The 19,431-nt window shown below is 62.2% G+C and carries 16 protein-coding genes and 3 tRNA genes; 9 read left to right on the top strand and 10 right to left on the bottom strand.

The genetic code is table 11. The features are described 5' to 3' along the window. Window positions 1-30: 30 nt before the first annotated feature. Window positions 31-114: transfer RNA gene (locus CXY73_RS20070), tRNA-Leu, on the bottom strand. Between the two features lie 407 nt (window positions 115-521). Between CXY73_RS20070 and CXY73_RS20075 the strand changes: the two genes are divergently transcribed. From CXY73_RS20075 to pknB, 7 genes are all read left to right on the top strand, one after another. Next, window positions 522-1,271 carry a DUF3662 and FHA domain-containing protein gene (locus CXY73_RS20075; RefSeq protein ID WP_104134391.1) on the top strand — a complete coding sequence of 250 codons (750 nt, stop codon included), beginning with the start codon at window positions 522-524 and terminating at the stop codon, window positions 1,269-1,271. Continuing rightward, on the top strand, window positions 1,268-1,825 hold the full coding sequence (locus CXY73_RS20080; RefSeq protein ID WP_104134392.1) for an FHA domain-containing protein: 558 nt from the start codon (window positions 1,268-1,270) through the stop codon (window positions 1,823-1,825). The genes CXY73_RS20075 and CXY73_RS20080 overlap by 4 nt, the downstream gene beginning before the upstream one ends. Window positions 1,826-1,828: 3 nt before the next feature. Then, window positions 1,829-3,064: a PP2C family serine/threonine-protein phosphatase gene (locus CXY73_RS20085; protein WP_104178718.1), complete on the top strand. Its 1,236-nt coding sequence runs from the start codon at window positions 1,829-1,831 to the stop codon at window positions 3,062-3,064. Further along, a complete protein-coding gene (locus tag CXY73_RS20090) occupies window positions 3,057-4,448 on the top strand; it encodes an FtsW/RodA/SpoVE family cell cycle protein (protein ID WP_233198496.1) in 1,392 nt (463 codons plus the stop codon). Before CXY73_RS20085 ends, CXY73_RS20090 begins: the two co-directional genes overlap by 8 nt. Next, window positions 4,448-5,899 carry a penicillin-binding protein 2 gene (locus tag CXY73_RS20095; RefSeq protein ID WP_104134394.1) on the top strand — a complete coding sequence of 484 codons (1,452 nt, stop codon included), beginning with the start codon at window positions 4,448-4,450 and terminating at the stop codon, window positions 5,897-5,899. Before CXY73_RS20090 ends, CXY73_RS20095 begins: the two co-directional genes overlap by 1 nt. Next, on the top strand, window positions 5,896-7,617 hold the full coding sequence (locus tag CXY73_RS20100; protein WP_104178719.1) for a protein kinase: 1,722 nt from the start codon (window positions 5,896-5,898) through the stop codon (window positions 7,615-7,617). The genes CXY73_RS20095 and CXY73_RS20100 overlap by 4 nt, the downstream gene beginning before the upstream one ends. A 77-nt stretch (window positions 7,618-7,694) precedes the next feature. Then, window positions 7,695-9,389 carry a Stk1 family PASTA domain-containing Ser/Thr kinase gene (pknB, locus tag CXY73_RS20105; RefSeq protein WP_104178720.1) on the top strand — a complete coding sequence of 565 codons (1,695 nt, stop codon included), beginning with the start codon at window positions 7,695-7,697 and terminating at the stop codon, window positions 9,387-9,389. Window positions 9,390-9,479: 90 nt separating this feature from the next. Here the strand turns inward: pknB and CXY73_RS20110 are convergent, their stop codons facing one another. Both CXY73_RS20110 and CXY73_RS20115 read right to left on the bottom strand, forming a co-directional pair. Further along, a complete protein-coding gene (locus tag CXY73_RS20110; protein WP_104134397.1) occupies window positions 9,480-10,118 on the bottom strand; it encodes an aminodeoxychorismate/anthranilate synthase component II in 639 nt (212 codons plus the stop codon). A gap of 167 nt (window positions 10,119-10,285) precedes the next feature. Beyond that, the gene (locus CXY73_RS20115; protein ID WP_104134398.1) at window positions 10,286-11,143 is read right to left on the bottom strand and encodes a class E sortase; all 858 of its coding nucleotides are present in this window, start codon (window positions 11,141-11,143) and stop codon (window positions 10,286-10,288) included. 80 nt (window positions 11,144-11,223) lie between these two features. Between CXY73_RS20115 and CXY73_RS20120 the strand changes: the two genes are divergently transcribed. Then, the gene (locus CXY73_RS20120; RefSeq protein WP_092448026.1) at window positions 11,224-11,469 is read left to right on the top strand and encodes a cell division protein CrgA; all 246 of its coding nucleotides are present in this window, start codon (window positions 11,224-11,226) and stop codon (window positions 11,467-11,469) included. Between the two features lie 152 nt (window positions 11,470-11,621). On the opposite strand, the gene CXY73_RS20125 is transcribed toward CXY73_RS20120, so the two are convergent. After that, complete coding sequence (locus tag CXY73_RS20125) at window positions 11,622-12,323, bottom strand: rhomboid family intramembrane serine protease (RefSeq protein ID WP_369831266.1); 702 nt, start codon at window positions 12,321-12,323, stop codon at window positions 11,622-11,624. A 163-nt stretch (window positions 12,324-12,486) separates the two neighbouring features. Beyond that, window positions 12,487-13,026 carry a peptidylprolyl isomerase gene (locus tag CXY73_RS20130; protein WP_104134400.1) on the bottom strand — a complete coding sequence of 180 codons (540 nt, stop codon included), beginning with the start codon at window positions 13,024-13,026 and terminating at the stop codon, window positions 12,487-12,489. Window positions 13,027-13,205: 179 nt separating this feature from the next. Here CXY73_RS20130 and CXY73_RS20135 point away from each other — a divergent pair, with 179 nt between their 5' ends. After that, window positions 13,206-13,733 carry a hypothetical protein gene (locus CXY73_RS20135; protein WP_104134401.1) on the top strand — a complete coding sequence of 176 codons (528 nt, stop codon included), beginning with the start codon at window positions 13,206-13,208 and terminating at the stop codon, window positions 13,731-13,733. A 179-nt stretch (window positions 13,734-13,912) separates the two neighbouring features. Here the strand turns inward: CXY73_RS20135 and CXY73_RS20140 are convergent. The 5 genes from CXY73_RS20140 to gyrB all read right to left on the bottom strand — a co-directional run bounded on the left by CXY73_RS20140 (window position 13,913) and on the right by gyrB (window position 19,328). Next, a tRNA-Ala gene (locus CXY73_RS20140) sits at window positions 13,913-13,985 on the bottom strand. 51 nt (window positions 13,986-14,036) lie between these two features. Then, window positions 14,037-14,110: transfer RNA gene (locus CXY73_RS20145), tRNA-Ile, on the bottom strand. Window positions 14,111-14,259: 149 nt separating this feature from the next. Further along, window positions 14,260-14,664, bottom strand: coding sequence for a DUF3566 domain-containing protein (locus CXY73_RS20150; protein ID WP_104134402.1), 405 nt, complete (start codon window positions 14,662-14,664; stop codon window positions 14,260-14,262). Beyond that, on the bottom strand, window positions 14,657-17,272 hold the full coding sequence (gene gyrA / locus CXY73_RS20155; protein ID WP_233198518.1) for a DNA gyrase subunit A: 2,616 nt from the start codon (window positions 17,270-17,272) through the stop codon (window positions 14,657-14,659). Before gyrA ends, CXY73_RS20150 begins: the two co-directional genes overlap by 8 nt. A 37-nt stretch (window positions 17,273-17,309) precedes the next feature. After that, window positions 17,310-19,328, bottom strand: coding sequence for a DNA topoisomerase (ATP-hydrolyzing) subunit B (gene gyrB / locus CXY73_RS20160; protein WP_104178722.1), 2,019 nt, complete (start codon window positions 19,326-19,328; stop codon window positions 17,310-17,312). Window positions 19,329-19,431: the final 103 nt, after the last annotated feature.

Below are 19,431 nucleotides of genomic sequence, written 5' to 3' on the forward strand. Positions count from 1 at the left end.
CGACACTTCAATTTCCTGAAACACCCGCAGTGCGCGAGAGGGGACTTGAACCCCTACGTCCTTTCGAACACTGGCACCTGAAGCCAGCGCGTCTGCCAATTCCGCCACTCGCGCGAACTTAGGAATGCTAACACTGTGAGGGGGGTCAGCGCCATTCGAGGCCGCGCCGCGCGCTCCCGCGGGTCGTTTCGAGCGTGACCCCGCCCGATATCGGTGGCCGCTACTGTCACTCACGTAGCGAGTCCCCACATGCGACGAACCCACAACGGATGCCGCCGCTCGGCTGCACCCGCCGCATCCGCCAGCCAAACCCCATTGCATGCGCTCGCTCACATCGGCACGAACGCGCGCGCCGTATCCGCCCCCGAAAAAGTCCAGAGGAATGCCCATAATGGGCCCCGAATTCGGTCAGGGACCCTCCACAGGTAGTATGACTGTTCGTGCCGTTTGCGCCTCCAAGGCGGGTTGTCCCTCGAGACAAGTAACATGCTCATAGCCAAACGGACCGGATCGGGAGACCTGTGGGCATACTGGATAACTTTGAAAAGGGATTGGAGCGCGCCGTCAACGGAGCGTTCGCCAAGACCTTTCGATCGGGCTTGCAGCCGGTGGAAATTACTTCTGCGCTGCGTCGTGAGCTCGACACCAAGGCCGCTGTAGTCGCGCGGGATCGCATTCTCGCGCCCAATCGCTTCACCGTGCGCATGTCCCATACCGACTACACCCGCATGAGCGCGCTCGGCGTGACCCTCATCGATGAGCTCACCGCCCTGCTGCAAAAACACGGCACCGAGCAGCGCTACCAGTTCACCGGTGGCATCGTGATCACCCTGCAAGACGACGGCAGCCTCAGCGAAGGCCTGGTACAGATCGACTCCAACACGGTCGCGACCACTGTCGCCTGGACACCGGTTCTCGATATCAACGGCACCCGGTACCCGCTGGTCAAGGCACGTACCGTGATCGGTCGCGGCTCCGATGCAGACATCACCATCGACGACACCGGCACCTCCCGCCGCCATGTGGAGATTCTCTGGGACGGTGCCCGCGCCCAGGTGCGCGACCTCGGCTCCACCAACGGCTCGCAACTCAACGGCGCCCCGGTCAGCCAGGCCATCCTCGAACCTGATTCGATCGTTACCATTGGCCGCACCCGCATCGTGTTCCGCGTGCTCGCGCAGGCCTCCCACGAGACTCCGCGTGCAGCCGGACCGACCGACCCCGCCACCGAACGCCATGACATGGGCGGATTCTGGGGGCCGGGCGCATGAACGTCAGCGAGCTCACCCTGCTGGTGCTGCGCATCGGATTCCTCCTCCTGCTCTGGATGTTCATCTTCGGCATCGTCTACGCCCTGCGCAGCGACCTGTTCGGCCAGCGCGTGCGCCGCCTGAAAACGGATGCCGCCGCGCCGGCCTCCGCCGCCGCCTTCCCCGCCGCCGCTGATCCCATTGCAGCCCCCGCACCAGCCCCGGTCACCGTGCCGGTCGCGCGGGCCAGCCCGACCGCCGACGGTTCATTCGCCACCGCCCAAAACACCACGCGTCTCGTCATCACGAGCGGGCCGAAGGCCGGCACGGAGTTTCCACTCAGCACCGAAACCATCACGATCGGCCGCTCGGCTGACTCGAGCCTGGTCATCCGCGATGATTACACTTCAACCCACCACGCCCGGCTCATGCTGTGGCATGACGAGTGGATGCTGCAAGACCTCGATTCCACCAATGGCACCTTCCTGGCCGGCACCCGCGTCACCGTGCCGACCAAAATTTCCCTGAACGCCACAGTGAAGATCGGCGCCACCAGCTTCGAGCTTCGGCGGTAAGTCATGGCGACGGTAAGTCACAGCGCAGCCGCGTCCCACGTCGGTAAGGTTCGCTCCAACAATCAGGACTCCGGTTACGCCGGACACACCCTATTCGTGGTCGCCGACGGCATGGGCGGCCACGCCGGCGGAGACGTCGCGTCGTCGATCGCCACAAAACGCATCATCGAGGCCGACAAGCCCTATCCGAGTGCCCAGGAAGCCGAATTCGCCCTGCAGGCCGCCCTGATCGGCGCCAACGCCCAGCTGGCCGAGACCGTGTTCGAGCATGCCGAACTCACCGGAATGGGCACGACCGTCAGCGCCATCGTGGTGCTCGAGAACGAGGTCGCGATCGCCCACATCGGCGACTCGCGCATCTATCTGCTGCGCGACAACGAACTCTCCCAGATCACCATCGACCACACCTTCGTGCAGCGCCTGGTCGACAGCGGTCGCATCACCGAGGCCGAAGCCATGGTGCATCCGCGCCGCTCAGTACTCATGCGCGTGCTCGGTGACGTCGAGGCGAGCCCCGAAATCGACACGTCGATCTTGGCCACGATCGACGGCGACCGCTGGCTGCTGTGCTCCGATGGCCTCACCGGTGTCGTCTCGCACACCGGCATAGCTTCCGCCCTGGCCAGTGGCGCCAACGCGCAGGATGTCGCCGACCTGCTCGTGAAGGAAAGCCTCGACGGCGGCGCCCCAGACAACGTGACCGTTGTCATCGTCGATATCGGCGCGGGCGACGGCAGCACGCGCACAGACAGCCCCGTCGTCGTGGGTTCGGCGGCCAATCCGCTCGCCTTCGGTGAGGAACCCGGCCGCAACCGCCCTCTGCGCATCCCGGCCCTGCGGCTGCACCCGGTACGTGAGACGCACTTCGAACCCGATTCCCAAGATTACCTCTCTGAACTGATCGAAGAGGATGCCCGCCGCGCGCGCCGCCGCAAGACCACCTGGCTGTTTGGCGTCATTCTGCTGGTGGTCGCGATCGTCGGCACCAGTATCCTGAGCTATCAGTGGACCCAGACGCGCTATTTCGTCGGCTCCGAGGGCTCGACCGTAGCGATCTACCAGGGTGTACAGCAAGACATCGGCCCAATCAAGCTGTCCAGTGTTTACGAGGCCACCGAGATCAGCCTGTCCGATTTGCGCGTCTACGACCGCCAGCAGGTCGAGGAGACCATCAGTGCCGGCTCCCTCGCGGATGCGCAAGCCATCGTCGAACGGCTGAAGGGTGCGCTCGTTGAGTAAAGCATCCGCTCAAAAAATTCGGCCGGCGCCGACCGCCGGGCCGGTACGTCGTCTGTACCTGCCGCAAAAGCTGCGCAACCTTGAACTGTTCCTGCTGCTGATCGCCTGCTTCATCAACGCGAGCGCGGTCGTGCTCGTGCAGCTTGGCGCTCTCGGCTACCTCGACCCGACCCTGGTGCTGCTCGGCACCGGCCTGTCGGTTCTGGTCGTCAGCCTGCACGTGGTGCTGCGATTTGTCGCTCGCGACGCCGATCCCTTCATTTTGCCGATCGCCACGGTGCTCAACGGCATCGGCATAGCCATGATCTACCGCATCGACATTGCCGACCAAGACAGCGGCTGGGAGAGCGCCGCCGTGCGCCAAACGGTGTGGAGCGCCCTGGCCATTTTCAGCGCCATCGTCGTGCTGCTCGTGATCCGCAATCACCGGGTGCTGTTTCGATACACCTATATTTTCGGTCTCGTCGGTGTGGTGTTGCTCTTTCTGCCGCTCGTTCCCGGTCTGGGTAAGGAAATCAGCGGCGCCCGGGTCTGGATCGGCTTTGGCAGTTTCGGCACGTTCCAGCCCGGTGAGATCGCCAAGATCGCCCTCGCCGTGTTCTTCGCCGGCTACCTCGTGCGCAACCGCGACAGTCTCTCCATGGTCGGTAAGAAATTTTTGGGCGCGCGCTTTCCGCGCTTGCGCGACCTCGGTCCGATTCTCGTGGTGTGGGCCCTGTCGATGTCGGTCATCATCTTTCAGCGCGACCTCGGAACCGCCCTGCTCTACTTCGGTCTGTTCCTGGTCATGCTCTACCTCGCGACCGGGCGGGTGAGCTGGGTCATCATGGGCATGGGCCTGTTCCTCGGCGGGGCTCTGCTGGCCAGCCAGACCCTCAACTACGTCAACGGCCGATTCACCAACTGGCTTGATGCGCTCAACCCTAAAGTCTACGAAGCCGAGGGCGGCAGCTTTCAGCTGGTGCAGGGCTTGTTCGGCCTGGCCAAGGGTGGACTGCTCGGCACTGGTTGGGGCCAGGGCCGCCCCGAACTGACCCCGGTACCGCAGAGTGACTACATCATTGCGAGCCTCGGCGAGGAGCTCGGGCTCGCCGGAATCTTCGCCATCCTCGCTCTGTACCTCCTATTCGTGGCCCGCGGATTCCGCATCGGCTTCGCCGGTCAGGATGACTTCGGCAAGCTTCTCGCCGTCGGCTTGGCTTTTGTTGTGGCGCTGCAGTGCTTCATCGTTATCGGCGGTGTCACCCGGGTGATCCCCCTCACCGGTCTGACCACGCCGTTCCTGGCCGCTGGCGGCTCCTCGCTCGTGGCCAACTGGATCATCGTGGCCTTGTTACTGCGGCTCTCCGACACCGTGCGCAATCAACCCAGGCTGGTGGTCTAGTGAACCGCGAACTCAAGCGCGTCAGCATCGTTGTGATGCTGATGTTCATCGCCCTGCTCAGCTCTACGTCGATCGTGCAGGCTTTTCAGGCCGATAATCTGTCGGCCGACCCCCGCAACACCCGCACACTGTACGACAGCTACCAGGTCGAGCGCGGCGCCATTCTCGTGGCCGGCGACCCAATCGCCCAGTCCATGCCGGCCGACGACGACTATAAATTTCTGCGCACCTATGCCAACCCAGAATTGTATGCGCCGATCACCGGATACATTCCGATCAACGGCGAACCGACCGGGCTGGAGTTCGCCCTCAATGCCGAGATGACCGGAACCTCCAACTCACAGTTCTTCGACAAGATCAGCGCCCTCGTCACCGGCCAGGACCCGAAGGGTGCTGCCGTAGAGGTCACCATCGACCCGGTGGCCCAGCAGGCCGCCTGGGACGCCCTCGGTGATTACACCGGATCGGTCGTCGTGACCGAGCCGACGACCGGCCGCATCCTGGCGATGGTCTCCAAGCCGAGCTTCAACCCGAACCTGCTCACCGTGCACAACAACGCCGACGTCACCGCTAGCTACGAGGCCCTTTTGGCCGACGAGAATGACCCGCTGATCAACCGGACGATCAATTCGCTCAACCCACCCGGGTCGATCTTCAAGCTCGTGGTGACGACGGCCGCCCTCGAGTCGGGCGACTACACGCCGGAGAGCACCTTTCCGAACCCGGCCGTGTACACCGCACCGGGCACGACGAGTAAGATTGAAAACTCCAGTGGGTCAACCTGCGGTGCCGGTGAGACGGTCACCCTCGCCACGGCACTGCGCTTGTCCTGCAACATTCCGTTCGCCGAATTGGGCGTTCAGCTCGGCGACACGGCCATTCGGGGGACCGCTGAGAAGTTCGGCTTCAACAGCAGCTATGCCATTCCGATGGCCGTGACTACGAGCGTGTACCCCGACGGGCTCGACGACCCGCAGACCGCTCAGTCAGCTTTCGGCCAGTACGACGTGACCACGACCCCGCTGCAGATGGCCATGGTCAGCGCTGCCATCGCCAATGGTGGCGTCGTGATGGCGCCCAACCTGGTGCAGGAAATTCTCGCGCCCAACCTCAGCGCCATCCAAACTTTCGAACCGGCAGAACTTGGACGGGTGATGAGCGAAAAAACAGCTTCAACACTGACCGCGATGATGATTAACGGCGTTCAGGATGGCGCCGCAAGCAATGCAAGAATAGACGGGGTCGATGTGGCGGGGAAAACCGGCACGGCGCAGAACGGGTCTACCGATCCGTTCACACTGTGGTTCACTGGCTTCGCGCCGGCGGACGACCCACAATTTGCCATCACCGTTCTGATCGAGGACGGCGGAGGAGAAGGACAAACCGGGTTCGGCAACAAACTTGCCGCTCCTGTCGCACAGAAAGTACTAGAGGCGGTGCTTAACAAATGAGACCCACAGCAGGCCTCACCTTCGGGGGACGATACGAGCTGCAATCGCGCATTGCGATTGGCGGCATGGGCGAGGTGTGGAAGTCCACCGACCTCGTCATCGGTCGAAGCGTCGCCATCAAGATTTTGAAGGACGAATATCTCGGCGACCCCGGTTTTCTTGAGCGCTTTCGCGCTGAGGCCCGCCACGCGGCCCTGGTCAATCACGAGGGCATCGCGAATGTCTTCGACTACGGCGAAGAGGACGGCAGTGCCTTCCTGGTCATGGAACTCGTCCCCGGCGAAGCCCTGTCGACCATTCTCGAACGCGAGCACGTTCTTCCGACCGACAAGGTGCTCGACATTGTCGCGCAGACCTCGGCCGCGCTGCACGCCGCCCACGCCGCCGGTCTCGTGCACCGCGATATCAAGCCCGGAAACCTGCTCATCACGCCAGAGGGCCGGGTTAAGATCACCGATTTCGGCATCGCTCGCATCGCCGACCAGGTTCCGCTCACCGCGACCGGCCAGGTCATGGGCACCGTGCAGTATCTCTCGCCGGAACAGGCAAGCGGCCACCCCGCATCGCCGACCACCGACATCTACTCGATCGGCATCGTCGCGTACGAGTCACTGGCCGGACGTCGACCCTTCACGGGCGAGTCGCAGGTCGCGATCGCCATGGCTCAGATCAACGAAATCGCGCCCGACCTGCCGGTGACGGTGTCAGAGCCGGTGCGCAATCTGGTCTTCGCCTGCCTGGCCAAGAACCCAGCCGACCGTCCGGCGTCGGCGGCGCACCTGGCGCGCGCGGCATCCGCTTTGCGTCGCGGTGACGTCGCTGCAGCCGCGGTGGCCGTGCCGTCAGTTTTGGGTGGCCTCTCGGCCACGAGTGCCACCATGCTCATGCCCGGTGCCGGTTCCGACCAGGCTACGACCATTCTTCCGGCCACCGGCGTGCCCGTCACGCGAGCCTCTGCGGCCGCTGCAGAGGTAGAGGCAGAGAAAAAGAAGCGCAGCCCGTGGACCTGGGCACTGATCGCTCTTGTCGCGCTGCTCGTGATCGTGTTGACCGGCACGCTCATCGCCCTGTTCACCCAGAACACCGAGACGCCGGCACCAAACCAGACCACGTCAGCGCCACCCTCGTCAACCCCGTCGGCCACGCCCTCGGCAACCCCGTCCCCCACGCCGACGCCGTCGCCCACCAATGCGAACACTTCGGTCAATCCGGAAGACTTTGTGGGAAAGCCCAGCGCCGATGCCGCCGCCCTGCTTGTTGAGATGGGATTCGTGGCGTTTATCGAAGCCGGAAATGCCGCGGGGTCCGCGGACGACGTTGACAAGGTTTATCAGGTCAACCCGCGGGGACCGGTTCCTGCCGGCACGACCGTGACGCTCACCGTTTACGGCGCGTTCCCCACGCCGAGCACGCCGAGTTCGAAGCCGACGGTGACACCGGTCGCGGTGGCGGAAGACGGCACCGTGACGGTCAGCTGGGGCGCTCAGACCTGTCCCACCGGTCAAACATTGTCGGGCTACAAGGTCGTCGCCGACGGTGGCGGTGCCAGCGTCGCCGCCGATGGCCTCACCTCAGCGGATGTGCTGACGACAACCGTCACGGCCGGGAATGCGAACTTCACAGTGACGTTCAGCTACTTCTGTGGCCAGGTCAGCTCGGATTCCTCGCCGCCCTCTGACACGGTCGTGGTTACCCCTGCCGCCGTCGTCGTCGAGTAATTCCCCGATGCCGTGCGGTAATGTAGCGCTCACTGTGCCCAACTCGGGCATTCGTTTTATTGTGGGGGAGTTCGCTCGTGCCTGACTCTGGCCGTTTGATCGCGGGCCGCTATCGCGTCGGGGCGCTCCTCGGCCGTGGCGGCATGTCCGACGTACATATCGGCACCGATTCCCGGCTCGGTCGCACGGTGGCCATCAAGTTGCTCAAATCGAGCCTGGCCTCCGACCCGGCGTTTCGCACCCGCTTTCGGCAAGAGGCCCAGGCTGCAGCTCGCATGGCCCACCCGACCATCGTGCGTGTGTTCGATGCCGGCGAAGAGACCGTCACCGACGACGCCGGTCACGATTCCCAGGTTCCGTTCATCGTCATGGAACACGTCGACGGTCGACTGCTCAAGGACATCATTCGTGAGGGTCCAATCGAGGCGACCGAGGCCGTACGCATCATCGACGGAGTCCTGACCGCGCTCGAATACTCGCATCGCGCCGGTGTGGTGCATCGCGACATCAAGCCCGGCAACATCATGATCACCAAGTCCGGCCAGGTCAAGGTGATGGATTTCGGTATCGCTCGTGCCATCTCCGACTCCGCCACGACCGTCGCCCAGACCACCGCCATCCTCGGTACCGCCGCCTACTTCTCGCCAGAGCAGGCGAAGGGTGAGTCCGTCGATGCGCGCACCGACCTGTATTCCACGGGCGTGGTGCTGTTTGAGATGCTCACCGGGCGGCCGCCGTTCCGCGGCGACACGCCCGTGGCCGTCGCCTACCAACACGTGAGTGAACTGCCGCCAAAGCCCTCAGCGCTTAATCCCAAGGTGTCGCCGGCACTGGACACGGTCGTGCTGCACGCCCTGGCTAAGGACCGCTTCGCCCGCTATCAAAGTGCCGTCGAGTTTCGCAATGACGTCGAGACCGCCGGATCCGGCCAGATTCCCGTTCATCGGGCCGGCGACGAGGTCGGTGCCGGCCTGTTCGGGGCTGCGCCGACGGCGATCACCGGTTCAGCACTCGCCCTCAAGCAGCTGTCCGAAGACCAGACAATGGTGCGCACTCAGCGTCGCCCTCCGGTGATCTGGGTCTGGGCCGGAATCGTCTGCGTCGTGGTCATCGTCGTCGCGGTCATGATCTGGGTAGCCAATCTGCAGCCCTCGGTGGAACTGCCCGACAGTTCACGCCAGATTCCAGCACTCACCGGGCAAACCTATGACGAGGCCCAAAATACCCTCCTCGACCTCGACCTCGGGGCCACGCGTGCCGAGGAGTCGAGCACGACCGTTCCGGCCGACGAGGTCATTCGCACCGACCCTCCCGTCGACACCATCGTCAATCCCTCTGACGTGATCAAGGTCTTCATCTCTACCGGTCCAGTGCCCGTCGTGGTTCCCGACGTCACCAATCAGCCCATAACGGATGCCCAGGCCGCGATCGAAGCGCTCGGTTTCGTTTCCGGGTCGGTCACTACCGAGAACTCACCGACCGTGGCGGCCGATATCGTTCTGCGGACCGATCCGGCCGCGGCGTCCTCCGAATTCGCCGGCGATACCATCAACTACATCGTGTCGAGTGGCCTGATCACCCTCGGGGACCTCACCGGTCAGTCCCTGGTTGCCGCGATCGATCTGGTCAGCGCCGACGGCCTCACGCCGAGCTCCAAGCCTGATGACACCTGCGACCAGGAGTCTGGCTCCCCGATCAAGGCACAGTCGCTGGCCCCCGGAGACGTTCCCCAGCGCTCCGAGATCACCCTGATCTACTGCGCCCGCTCCTAGCCCGCACCCCGCCTCTGCGCCGGAGCCGGGCTCGGAATGCGGGTGCATTATAGATCATGGTTCCCATTCCGTTAGGTGAGCCCGGAGAAGTTAGCTGAGGCGCAACAGCGGGTGCAGGCCCTTCGCAGTCTCCTGGGCAGACGGCAGCCCGGTCAGGGCGAGCCAGTTGCCAAGCATCCGGTAGCCGCCTTCGGTCAGGACCGACTCCGGGTGAAACTGCACGCCCAAAATAGGAGCAGTTACGTGCCGCAGACCCATAATGACTCCGCCCTGCGTGCGCGACGTGACGATCAGGTCGCTCGGCACTGTCGACGCGACAACGGCTAGGGAGTGGTAGCGCGTTGCAGTGAACGGTTGCGGCACACCCTCATAAAAGTCACTGCCGTCATGCGTGATGAGCGAGGTTTTGCCATGCATGAGTTCTTCAGCATTGGTCACCGTGGCCCCGAAGGCCTCGGCGATGGCCTGATGGCCGAGGCAGACGCCGAACATGGGCAGGTTGGCCGTTAGCGACGCCTCGACGACGGCGACGGACACACCGGCATCTGAAGGCTTCCCGGGGCCCGGCGAGACGAGCACGCCGTCGTAGTCGGCAATCCGAGCGCCCGCATCGGTCTTCTCGAAGGAATCGTTGCGCACAACATCGGTGTCCGCGCCAAGTTCCATCAGATACCCGTTGAGGGTATAAACGAAGCTGTCATAATTGTCGATAACCAGAATTCGGGTCATGGGCCGTCTACCGTCGCTTCCTCGCTGTTGAGAATTCCATCGATCCACGGATACACCCAGGTGGCCAGCACGGCCAGTACGGCTACCAGCAGAATCAGGACCAGAATGATGCGCACCCAGATCGGTCCGGGTAGAACACGCCACAGTGCTGCGTAAATAAGAGCCTCCTAGCCCTGAGCGGCGATGATCGGTGCGAGCTCGGCGGGAGCGCCGGCCGAAAGTGGCTGCCACGACTCAAGCACGCCGTAGGCGATGATGCGTTCCGCAGTGGAATACAGCGGATTGCAACTAGTGAGCGTGATGATGCGGTCGACCGGGGGCCCGTCTGGATAGTTGGGAACGGATGCCAGTACCTGCACCTGCGACGGTGCCACGTATTCGGTATCGCGGTACCGGTAGGTGTAATAGCCGTCGGCCGTCTGCACGTAGATGGCGTCGCCGAGTTGCAGCTCGTTGATCAGGTGCATGCCACCGCCGAAGGCGCTGCGGTGCGCGGCAACGGCGAAGTTTCCAATCTCGCCAGGCATCTGCGTGCCGGGGTAGTGTCCGATGCCCAAACGGTTACTGTTCAAGACGTCATGGCCGGTGCCTTCGGCAATGCTGCGGTGGTAACTGTCACCAAAACGAGGTACATACAACACCGCAAAGGCAGTGGCATTACCGGGTGCAGCTGCAACGACGGGCTCGCCGTAGTCCACCGCCACGGGGGCCGTATCCGGTTCTACCGGGTCAGCCGTCGATTCGGGGAGCGGCGTCGACGTGTCCTGGGCGATCCAGTCTTGGCTGATTTCACTCGCAGCCGAGGACTGCGAATTGGCCATGATCATGTCATTCCACCACAACTGCCAGCCCAGAAACAGCAGTACGAGCGCGCTGGCCGTGATCAGCAGTTCACCGAGCACGCCCAAGACTGTGACTTTGCCAGACGGGCCTGTACTTGAGCGGTGCCGACCTTTGGTACCAGCGCCGGGCGACTCGGACCCATCGGGCACCGGCGCGGTGCGATCGTCTGCCTGTGGACACATAATTCGATTCTACTGACCTGAGTTGTGCCCGGTCCCCGCGTCACAGCCACGAAAACAGGCGGAGACGCTAGGATCGCAGAATGGCACGTAAGAATTCTCGCACCAAGCCCGCTCGCACCGAAGTTGCCCGCTCGAACGAGGACGCGCCCAACGCCGTCTGGTTCAAGCCGGTCATGTTCGGTTTTATGCTGCTGGGCCTGGCCTGGATCATCGTGTTTTACGTCAGTGGCAGCCAGCTTCCCATCGCGGGTCTCGGCGCCATGAACATACTGGTCGGCTTCGGAATCGCGTTCATCGGCTTTCTGATGACCACCCGCTGGCGTTAGTTCTGTCGCGCCGCCAAGTCCCGAACCGCTCACGCACCGGTGATTAAGCGGATACTGCCCGGCTACCGAAATTCGGAAGCGCAGATAATGACACCGGTGTAATTATCCCCATGTGGATAGACCTGTGGATAACTTTCCGGTACTCCGAGTGGTCAGCCAATCGGGGCGAGCCGGCTCATAATTTTGAGGACTCCGATAACCACGAGAAGTGCGGCGACTCCCGTGATCAAGACCATCTGCAGCCCCTTTTGCGCTGGCCGCCGGGTACGCATGAGAACGAACCCGATGAGTGCGCCCCCGACTATGCCGCCGAGGTGAGCCTGCCAGGCGATCCCCGGAATGAAGCTCACGACCACGTTGATGCCGAGCAGGACCAGGAGCTGCTTCGAATTTCCGCCGAGACCGCGCTGAATGACTAAGAAGGCACCCATAAGCCCGAACAGGGCCCCTGATGCCCCAACGACGTAGGTGTACGGAGTAGCCAGCACCAGAACCCCGACCGACCCGGCAAAACCGCTGATCAGATAGAGCGCAAGGAAACGACCACGGCCGAGTACCCCTTCGAGCATCGGGCCGAAGATCCATAGCATGTACATGTTGAGCAGCACGTGAAACGGCAAGCCGCCTTGCGAATGCAGAAAAACACTGGTCAACATGCGCCACGGCTCAATGAGGGTGAGGGCCGGCGCGTATGCGAATCGTTGGGTGATCCCGAGGCCGGGGATCCATTGCAGGACGAAGACGAAGACGGTGATCGCGATGAGCGCGTAAGTCACCGTGGGTTGGCCGTTCCCGGTCAGCCGGGTGAGCACGGCAGGTTTGGTGCGGGGAGCGTTCTTGCGCTGCAGTTTCATGCATTCGGGGCAGATAACGCCCACAGCAGCCTGAGTCTGGCATTCGGCGCAAATGGTGCGCCCGCAGCGCTGACACAGGATAAAGCTCTGCCGCCCCGGATGGCGGTAACAAAAATTCGCCGCCGAGGCCGGCAGATCACTCATTCTGGTCTGCTTGTATGAGTTAGACGGACTCGACGGAGACGCTCTGAATGATGACGTCTTCCAGCGGGCGGTCGCGACCATCGGTGCCGACGGTCGCGAGCTTCGCGACGATTGCGCGGCTGTCCTCGTCTTCAACGGCGCCGAAGATGGTGTGCTTGCCCTGCAGCCAGGTGGTCGGCACGACGGTTATGAAGAACTGCGAGCCGTTGGTTCCGTGACCACCCTGGATTCCCGCGTTCGCCATGGCGAGCACGTAGGGCTGGGTGAAGTCGAGATCGGGGCTGATTTCATCGTCGAACTGGTAGCCGGGGCCGCCAGTGCCCTGGCCGAGCGGGTCGCCGGCCTGGATCATGAAGTCCTTGATGATGCGGTGAAAAACGGTGCCATCGTAGAGCGGCGTGGTGGAGGCGACGCCTGTGGCAGGGTGCTTCCACTCGATTTCGCCGGTGGCGAGGCCGACGAAGTTCTTGACTGTCTTCGGCGCGTGATTGCCGAAGAGATTGACCTTGATCGGTCCGAGTGTGGTGTTCAGGGTGGCGACGGCGGTGTGCTTAGACATACTCCGATTCTTGCACAGCAACCGTCGCCTACCCTGATCGACCCCGTGCGCTTCCGGGACGTTCCCAGTGCATTCGCTGGCAAGACATCGATTGCGCGCCAAGGTTTCAGTGGCAAGATGGGCACTCAGTGGCAAGATAGATACACATTCGCCACACACGACATCGATGGAGGGTCCAGATGAGCCTGTCACGCAAGCGCCGCAAGGAACTCACTCGGCTGCGCAAAAGCGCAGACGAATTATGGAGCCACCAACAAGAGGTATTGGAGCGAGCGAACGTTCTCGCTCGCCAGGCCGGTCACCAGGCCGGCATTCTCGCCCGCGAAGAAGTTGCTCCGCGCGTTCGCGAGAGCTACGACCACTACGTACGTCCAGGCGTGAACGCCACCCAGGAAGCCGCAGACGGTGTTCGCCGCCGCGTGGTGAACGACGTCCTTCCCGGCATCGGTACCGCCATCGGCACAGTCATGTCGGTTGGTGACGTCGCGCGTGACGCCCGCGTGCGAGCTGCGCTGGGCCGCATCCGCTTGCAGAAGCCCGTCGTGGTCGAACCTAAGGGAGTGGGGGCCGGAACCTACTTCGCCCTCGGTCTAGCCGTCGTAGCCGCTGCAGGCGTCGCCTACGCCGTCTGGCAGACGTTCCGTGCCGATGACGAGCTCTGGGTGGCCGACGATGAGGTTGAACCGGGCGCGTCGCAGGAAGACTAGCGCCGCAACATTACCCGCGGCAGGGTCCGCATCCAACCGGATGCGGACCCTGCCGCGTTAACGGTCGTAACGGACCGCAGCAATCGCTACGATGCCATCTCACCGGATGTCCCGCTTGGTACGGAAAATAATCCCCAGGGGTACAAGAAAAGACCCGTCCGAAGACGAGCCTTGATTTGTGGAGCCACGGGGAATCGAACCCCGGACCTCCTGCTTGCAAAGCAGGCGCTCTACCAATTGAGCTATGGCCCCGTTTTCTCACCCCCGTGATAACGGGTGAGAGCTTATGAAGCTGGTGCTGCGTGGGGATACCGGGATTTGAACCTGGGACCTCTTCATTATCAGTGAAGCGCTCTAACCAACTGAGCTATATCCCCCTGTTGGGCAGATTGAAGACTATCGGAATCTGGCCGGAACCTGAAATCGAGTCATGCCGCGGTGAGGCGGAGTTGCTTGAATTAGGGTGTGAGGGCTGCTTCCGGGGAAAAACAGCCCTCGATTGTGCCTATAAAGCCTTGACGACCGCTTAGTTATTGGTGAATCCGACGAGCAGACCGCCGGTAATTTTGACGCTCAGGTTGTACAGAACGGCGTAAATGGCGCCAAGCGCGGTGATTACGACCAGGTTCAGCACGGCCACAACGACCGCGAAGCCCATAACGTTGCCGATCGAAAGAATAGCGGCAAGGTCGGCTGATTCTCCTGCCACGGTGGCGTACAGCTCATCGACACTGGTCAGCACTTGGGTCTGCACGAGCACGGTGTAGGTGAGGAAGGTAGCGACGATCGTGACGATCGCCAGGCATATCGCCACCAAAAACGACAGTTTCACGCTCGACCAGAAGTCAACGTAGACCAGTTTGAGTCGAACCTGCTTGCTCGTGGTCTTACGAGTGGACTTCTTGGCGAGCTTTTCGGCGACGCTACTCATTCGGTGTCTCTACTTTCCCTGAATCCGGGTGAGGAACAGCGCCGTCTGCGGCACTGCTGTCGACCGCACCAGCTGGCAGGTCGGTATCCGTCACGTCTTCTTCGTCGGTGGTTTCGTCCGTGGCGACCAGATTACGTTCAATGTTTTTCGCGATGGAAATGATTCTGTCTTCACTCGCAAACTTTGCGAAGACAACACCCATCGTGTCCCGACCCTTGGCCGGAACCTCGGCGACGTCAGAGCGTACCACCTTGCCACTGGCAAGTACCACAAGAACCTCGTCCTCGGGGTTGACGATCAACGAGCCGACCAGATCGCCGCGATCGTCGTTGAGCTTGGCCACCTTGATGCCCAGGCCGCCGCGATTCTGCAGACGATACTGGTCCGCCGCGGTGCGCTTGGCGTAGCCACCCTCGGTGACCACGAAGACATAACCGTCATCATTGATAACGGATGCGTCCAGCAGCGTATCCTCACCGCGAAAGTGCATCCCAATCACGCCGGAGGTGCTGCGGCCCATCGGGCGCAGCGCTTCGTCGGTGGCGGTGAAACGAATCGACATCCCCTTGCGGGACACCAGGAGCAGATCGGAATCATCTTCGACCAGCAGCGCGGAGACGAGTTCGTCGCCTTCACGCAGCTTGATCGCGATGATGCCGCCGGTGCGGTTGGTGTCGTATTCATGCAGCGCGGTCTTCTTGATCAGTCCGTCGCGGGTAGCTAGGGTCAGATACTGGGCCACCTCGTAGTCACGAATGTCAAGAATCTGGGCGATTTCCTCGCCCGGCTGCAGCGCGAGCAGGTTGGCAACGTGCTGGCCCTTGGCGTCGCGGCCGGATTCCTGAGCCTCGTAGGCCTTGGCCCGGTAGACCCGGCCGGTGTTGGTGAAAAATAACAGCCAGTGGTGTGTCGTGGTCACGAAAAAGTGTTCGACCACGTCGTCGGCGCGCAGCTGGGCTCCCTTGACTCCCTTGCCACCGCGATGCTGGTTGCGGTAGTTGTCGCTGCGGGTGCGCTTGATGTAGCCACCGCGCGTTACGGTGACCACCATCTCCTCTTCAGGAATGAGGTCCTCGAGCGACATGTCGCCGTCGAAACCAAACATTATTTCGGTGCGCCGGTCGTCGCCGAACTTCGCGGCGATCTCAGCAAGTTCCTCGCTGATTATCGTGCGCTGACGCTCGGGACTGGCCAGGATCGACTTGAATTCGGCGATCTGAAGTTCGAGTTCAGCAGCCTGGTCGATGATCTTCTGGCGCTCGAGGGCGGCCAGACGGCGCAGTTGCATAGTGAGAATTGCGTCAGCCTGAAGCTTGTCCACGTCGAGCAGGGCCATCAGGCCTTCACGAGCGTCGTCGACCGTGTTCGAGCGGCGGATGAGCGCGATAACCTCATCGAGAGCGTCCAGCGCCTTGAGGTAGCCGCGCAGAATGTGGGCATCTGCTTCAGCCTTATTGAGGCGAAACTGGGTCCGCCGAACGATGACCTCGATCTGGTGCGCGACCCAGGCGGAGATGAAACCGTCGAGGGCGAGCGTGCGCGGCACGCCGTCGACAATGGCCAGCATGTTGGCGCCGAAGTTTTCCTGCAGCTGGGTGTGCTTGTACAGGTTGTTCAGCACGACCTTGGCGACGGCGTCGCGCTTGAGCACGATGACAAGGCGCTGGCCGGTTCGACCACTGGTTTCATCGCGGATATCCGCGATTCCGGTGATTTTGGCGTCCTTGACCAGGTCGGCGATCTTGATAGCGAGGTTGTCGGGGTTCACCTGATACGGCAGCTCGGTGATGACGAGGCAGGTACGACCCTGAAGCTCCTCGATGCTGACCACAGCACGCATCGTGATCGAGCCACGACCGGTGCGGTAGGCGTCCTGAATGCCCTTGGTACCCAGGATTTGGGCGCCGGTGGGAAAGTCGGGGCCCTTGATGCGCTGGATCAGTGCTTCGAGCAGCTCGTCGCGGGTGGCGTCGGGGTTGTCGAGGTACCACTGGGCGCCGGCAGCTACCTCGCGCAGGTTGTGCGGCGGAATGTTCGTGGCCATACCAACGGCGATTCCGACCGAGCCATTGACCAACAGGTTCGGAAAACGGGCCGGCAGCACGGTCGGCTCGAGCGTACGGCCATCGTAGTTGTCCTGAAAATCGACGGTGTCTTCGTCGATGTCGCGCACCATTTCGAGGGCGAGCGGCGCCATCTTGGTTTCGGTGTACCGCGGGGCTGCTGCACCGTCATTGCCGGGAGAACCGAAGTTTCCCTGACCCAGCGCGAGCGGATACCGTAGGCTCCACGGCTGAACCAGACGCACGAGCGCGTCGTAAATCGACGAGTCCCCATGCGGGTGAAACTGACCCATCACGTCACCGACGACGCGAGCGCACTTGGAGAAAGCCTTGTCTGGGCGGTAGCCGCCGTCGAACATGGCGTAGATCACGCGACGGTGCACCGGCTTCATGCCGTCGCGCACGTCGGGCAGCGCACGCCCGACGATGACGCTCATCGCGTAGTCGAGGTAGGAGCGCTGCATTTCCAGCTGCAGATCGACCTGGTCGATCTTGCCGTGCTGCACGAGGTGGGCTGCCGCAGCAGCCGCGTTCGCTGCCGTTATTTCGGGCGTATTCGAGTCGGAGTTGCCCGTGGTGTCATCAGATGTCAAGGAAACGCACGTCCTTCGCGTTTTTCTGGATGAAGTTGCGTCGAGATTCGACGTCTTCACCCATCAGGGTGGAGAAGATTTCGTCGGCGGATGCCGCGTCGTCCAGGGTGACCTGCAGCAGGGTGCGGGATTCGGGGGCCATTGTGGTTTCCCACAGCTCCTTGTAGTCCATCTCGCCGAGTCCCTTGTAACGCTGAATGCCGTTGTCCTTCGGGATCCGCTTGCCCGAGGCTGCGCCATCGGCAAGAAGGGCGTCGCGTTCGGCATCGGAGTAAACATATTCGTGCGGCGAGTTGGTCCACTTGAGCCGGTACAACGGCGGCTGCGCCAGATAGACGTAGCCGAGGTCGATCAACGGACGCATGTAGCGGAACAGCAGGGTCAACAGCAGGGTCGTGATGTGCTGACCGTCGACATCAGCGTCGGCCATCAACACGATCTTGTGGTACCGCACCTTGTCCGGGTTGAATTCTTCGCCCATCCCAGCACCGAACGCCGTGATCATGGCCTGAACCTCTGCGTTACCGAGGGCACGGTCGAGGCGAGCCTTTTCAACGTTGAGGATCTTGCCGCGCAGTGGCAAGATCGCCTGGAACTCAGGATTACGTCCCTGCACGGCGGAGCCGCCGGCTGAGTCGCCCTCAACAATGAAGATCTCGGACAAGGAGGGATCTTTGCTTTGGCAGTCCTTGAGCTTGCCCGGCATGCCGCCGCCCTCGAGCAGTCCCTTACGCCTGGCAGTTTCGCGGGCCTTGCGGGCCGCCATGCGGGCGTTCGATGCTTGCAGGGACTTGCGAATGATTTCTCGGGCCGAGTTGGGGTTGCGGTTGAACCAGTCGGTGAGCTGATCGTTGGCGACTTTTTGCACGAACGACTTCGCCTCGGTGTTGCCCAGTTTGGTCTTGGTTTGGCCTTCGAACTGCGGTTCGGCGAGCTTGATCGATACGACCGCGGTCAGTCCTTCACGCACGTCATCGCCGGTGAGGTTGTCATCCTTTTCTTTCAGGATGCCCTTCTCGCGGGCGTACTTGTTCACGAGCGTGGTCAGCGCGGCGCGGAAACCCTCTTCGTGGGTGCCGCCCTCGTGGGTGTTGATCGTGTTCGCGTAGGTGTGCACGCTCTCGGTGTAGGCCGTGGTCCACTGCATGGCCACTTCCAGCGCCATCTTGCGTTCGTGATCTTCCCACTCGAACGAAATGATTTCCTCGTTGACGAGGTCGGCCTTCTTGGTGCGGTTGAGGTATTCGACATAGTCGACGAGTCCCTGATCATATTTGAAGGTAGTACTGACGACCGTGCCATCGTCATTGCGGTGGGCTTCACGCTCGTCGGTGAGAGTGAGTCGCAGGCCTTTGTTCAAAAAGCCCATCTGCTGAAAACGAGCGCGCAGCGTTTCGTAGTCGAAATCGATCGTCTCGAAGGTTTCAGCACTCGGCCAGAAGGTAATCGTGGTGCCGGTTTCATCGTTCGCTTCGCCCCGTTCCAGGGGAGCGTTGGGAACACCGTTGGAGAAACTCTGGCGCCAAATATAACCCTGTCGGCGAACCTCGACCTCGAGGCGGCTCGACAGGGCGTTCACCACGGAGCTGCCAACACCGTGCAGGCCACCGGAAACGGAATAGCCACCTCCGCCGAACTTTCCACCGGCGTGCAGGACCGTCAGGACGACCTCAACGGTCGAACGGCCCTCGGCTTTGTGAATGTCGACCGGGATTCCACGACCGTTGTCTTCGACGCGAATGGCACCGTCGGCCAGGATGCGAATATCAATTGTGTCGCAGTGCCCCGCCAGAGCTTCGTCGACGGAGTTATCAACGATCTCATAAACGAGATGGTGTAGTCCGCGCGGTCCGGTGGATCCGATATACATTCCGGGTCGCTTGCGAACGGCTTCCAGGCCCTCGAGCACTTGGATATCGTCTGCACCGTATTCGTGCTCCGGCTCCCGCTCCGCCACTATCGGGGATATATCTGGGGAGGTGCGTTCGGGTGTCGGTTCAACTGTCATCTGAAAATAGGCTCCTGACCATCGCACGGGCGACCATTTAGTCTACCAAATGGGGCGCGACCAACCGGCCATAATCGCCGTTTGACGCCTTTCGTTCAAGGGG

This window comes from Cryobacterium sp. Y50, from assembly GCF_002929805.1.
Classification (GTDB): domain Bacteria; phylum Actinomycetota; class Actinomycetes; order Actinomycetales; family Microbacteriaceae; genus Cryobacterium.

Coding starts and splice junctions, on each gene's coding strand:
- CXY73_RS20080 (WP_104134392.1), top strand. CDS start 1,268: ATGAACGTCAGCGAGCTCACCCTGCTGGTGCTGCGCATCGGATTCCTC.
- CXY73_RS20085 (WP_104178718.1), top strand. CDS start 1,829: ATGGCGACGGTAAGTCACAGCGCAGCCGCGTCCCACGTCGGTAAGGTT.
- CXY73_RS20100 (WP_104178719.1), top strand. CDS start 5,896: ATGAGACCCACAGCAGGCCTCACCTTCGGGGGACGATACGAGCTGCAA.
- CXY73_RS20110 (WP_104134397.1), bottom strand. CDS start 10,118: ATGACCCGAATTCTGGTTATCGACAATTATGACAGCTTCGTTTATACC.
- CXY73_RS20115 (WP_104134398.1), bottom strand. CDS start 11,143: ATGTGTCCACAGGCAGACGATCGCACCGCGCCGGTGCCCGATGGGTCC.
- CXY73_RS20120 (WP_092448026.1), top strand. CDS start 11,224: ATGGCACGTAAGAATTCTCGCACCAAGCCCGCTCGCACCGAAGTTGCC.
- CXY73_RS20125 (WP_369831266.1), bottom strand. CDS start 12,323: ATGAAACTGCAGCGCAAGAACGCTCCCCGCACCAAACCTGCCGTGCTC.
- CXY73_RS20130 (WP_104134400.1), bottom strand. CDS start 13,026: ATGTCTAAGCACACCGCCGTCGCCACCCTGAACACCACACTCGGACCG.
- CXY73_RS20135 (WP_104134401.1), top strand. CDS start 13,206: ATGAGCCTGTCACGCAAGCGCCGCAAGGAACTCACTCGGCTGCGCAAA.
- CXY73_RS20150 (WP_104134402.1), bottom strand. CDS start 14,664: ATGAGTAGCGTCGCCGAAAAGCTCGCCAAGAAGTCCACTCGTAAGACC.
- gyrB (WP_104178722.1), bottom strand. CDS start 19,328: ATGACAGTTGAACCGACACCCGAACGCACCTCCCCAGATATATCCCCG.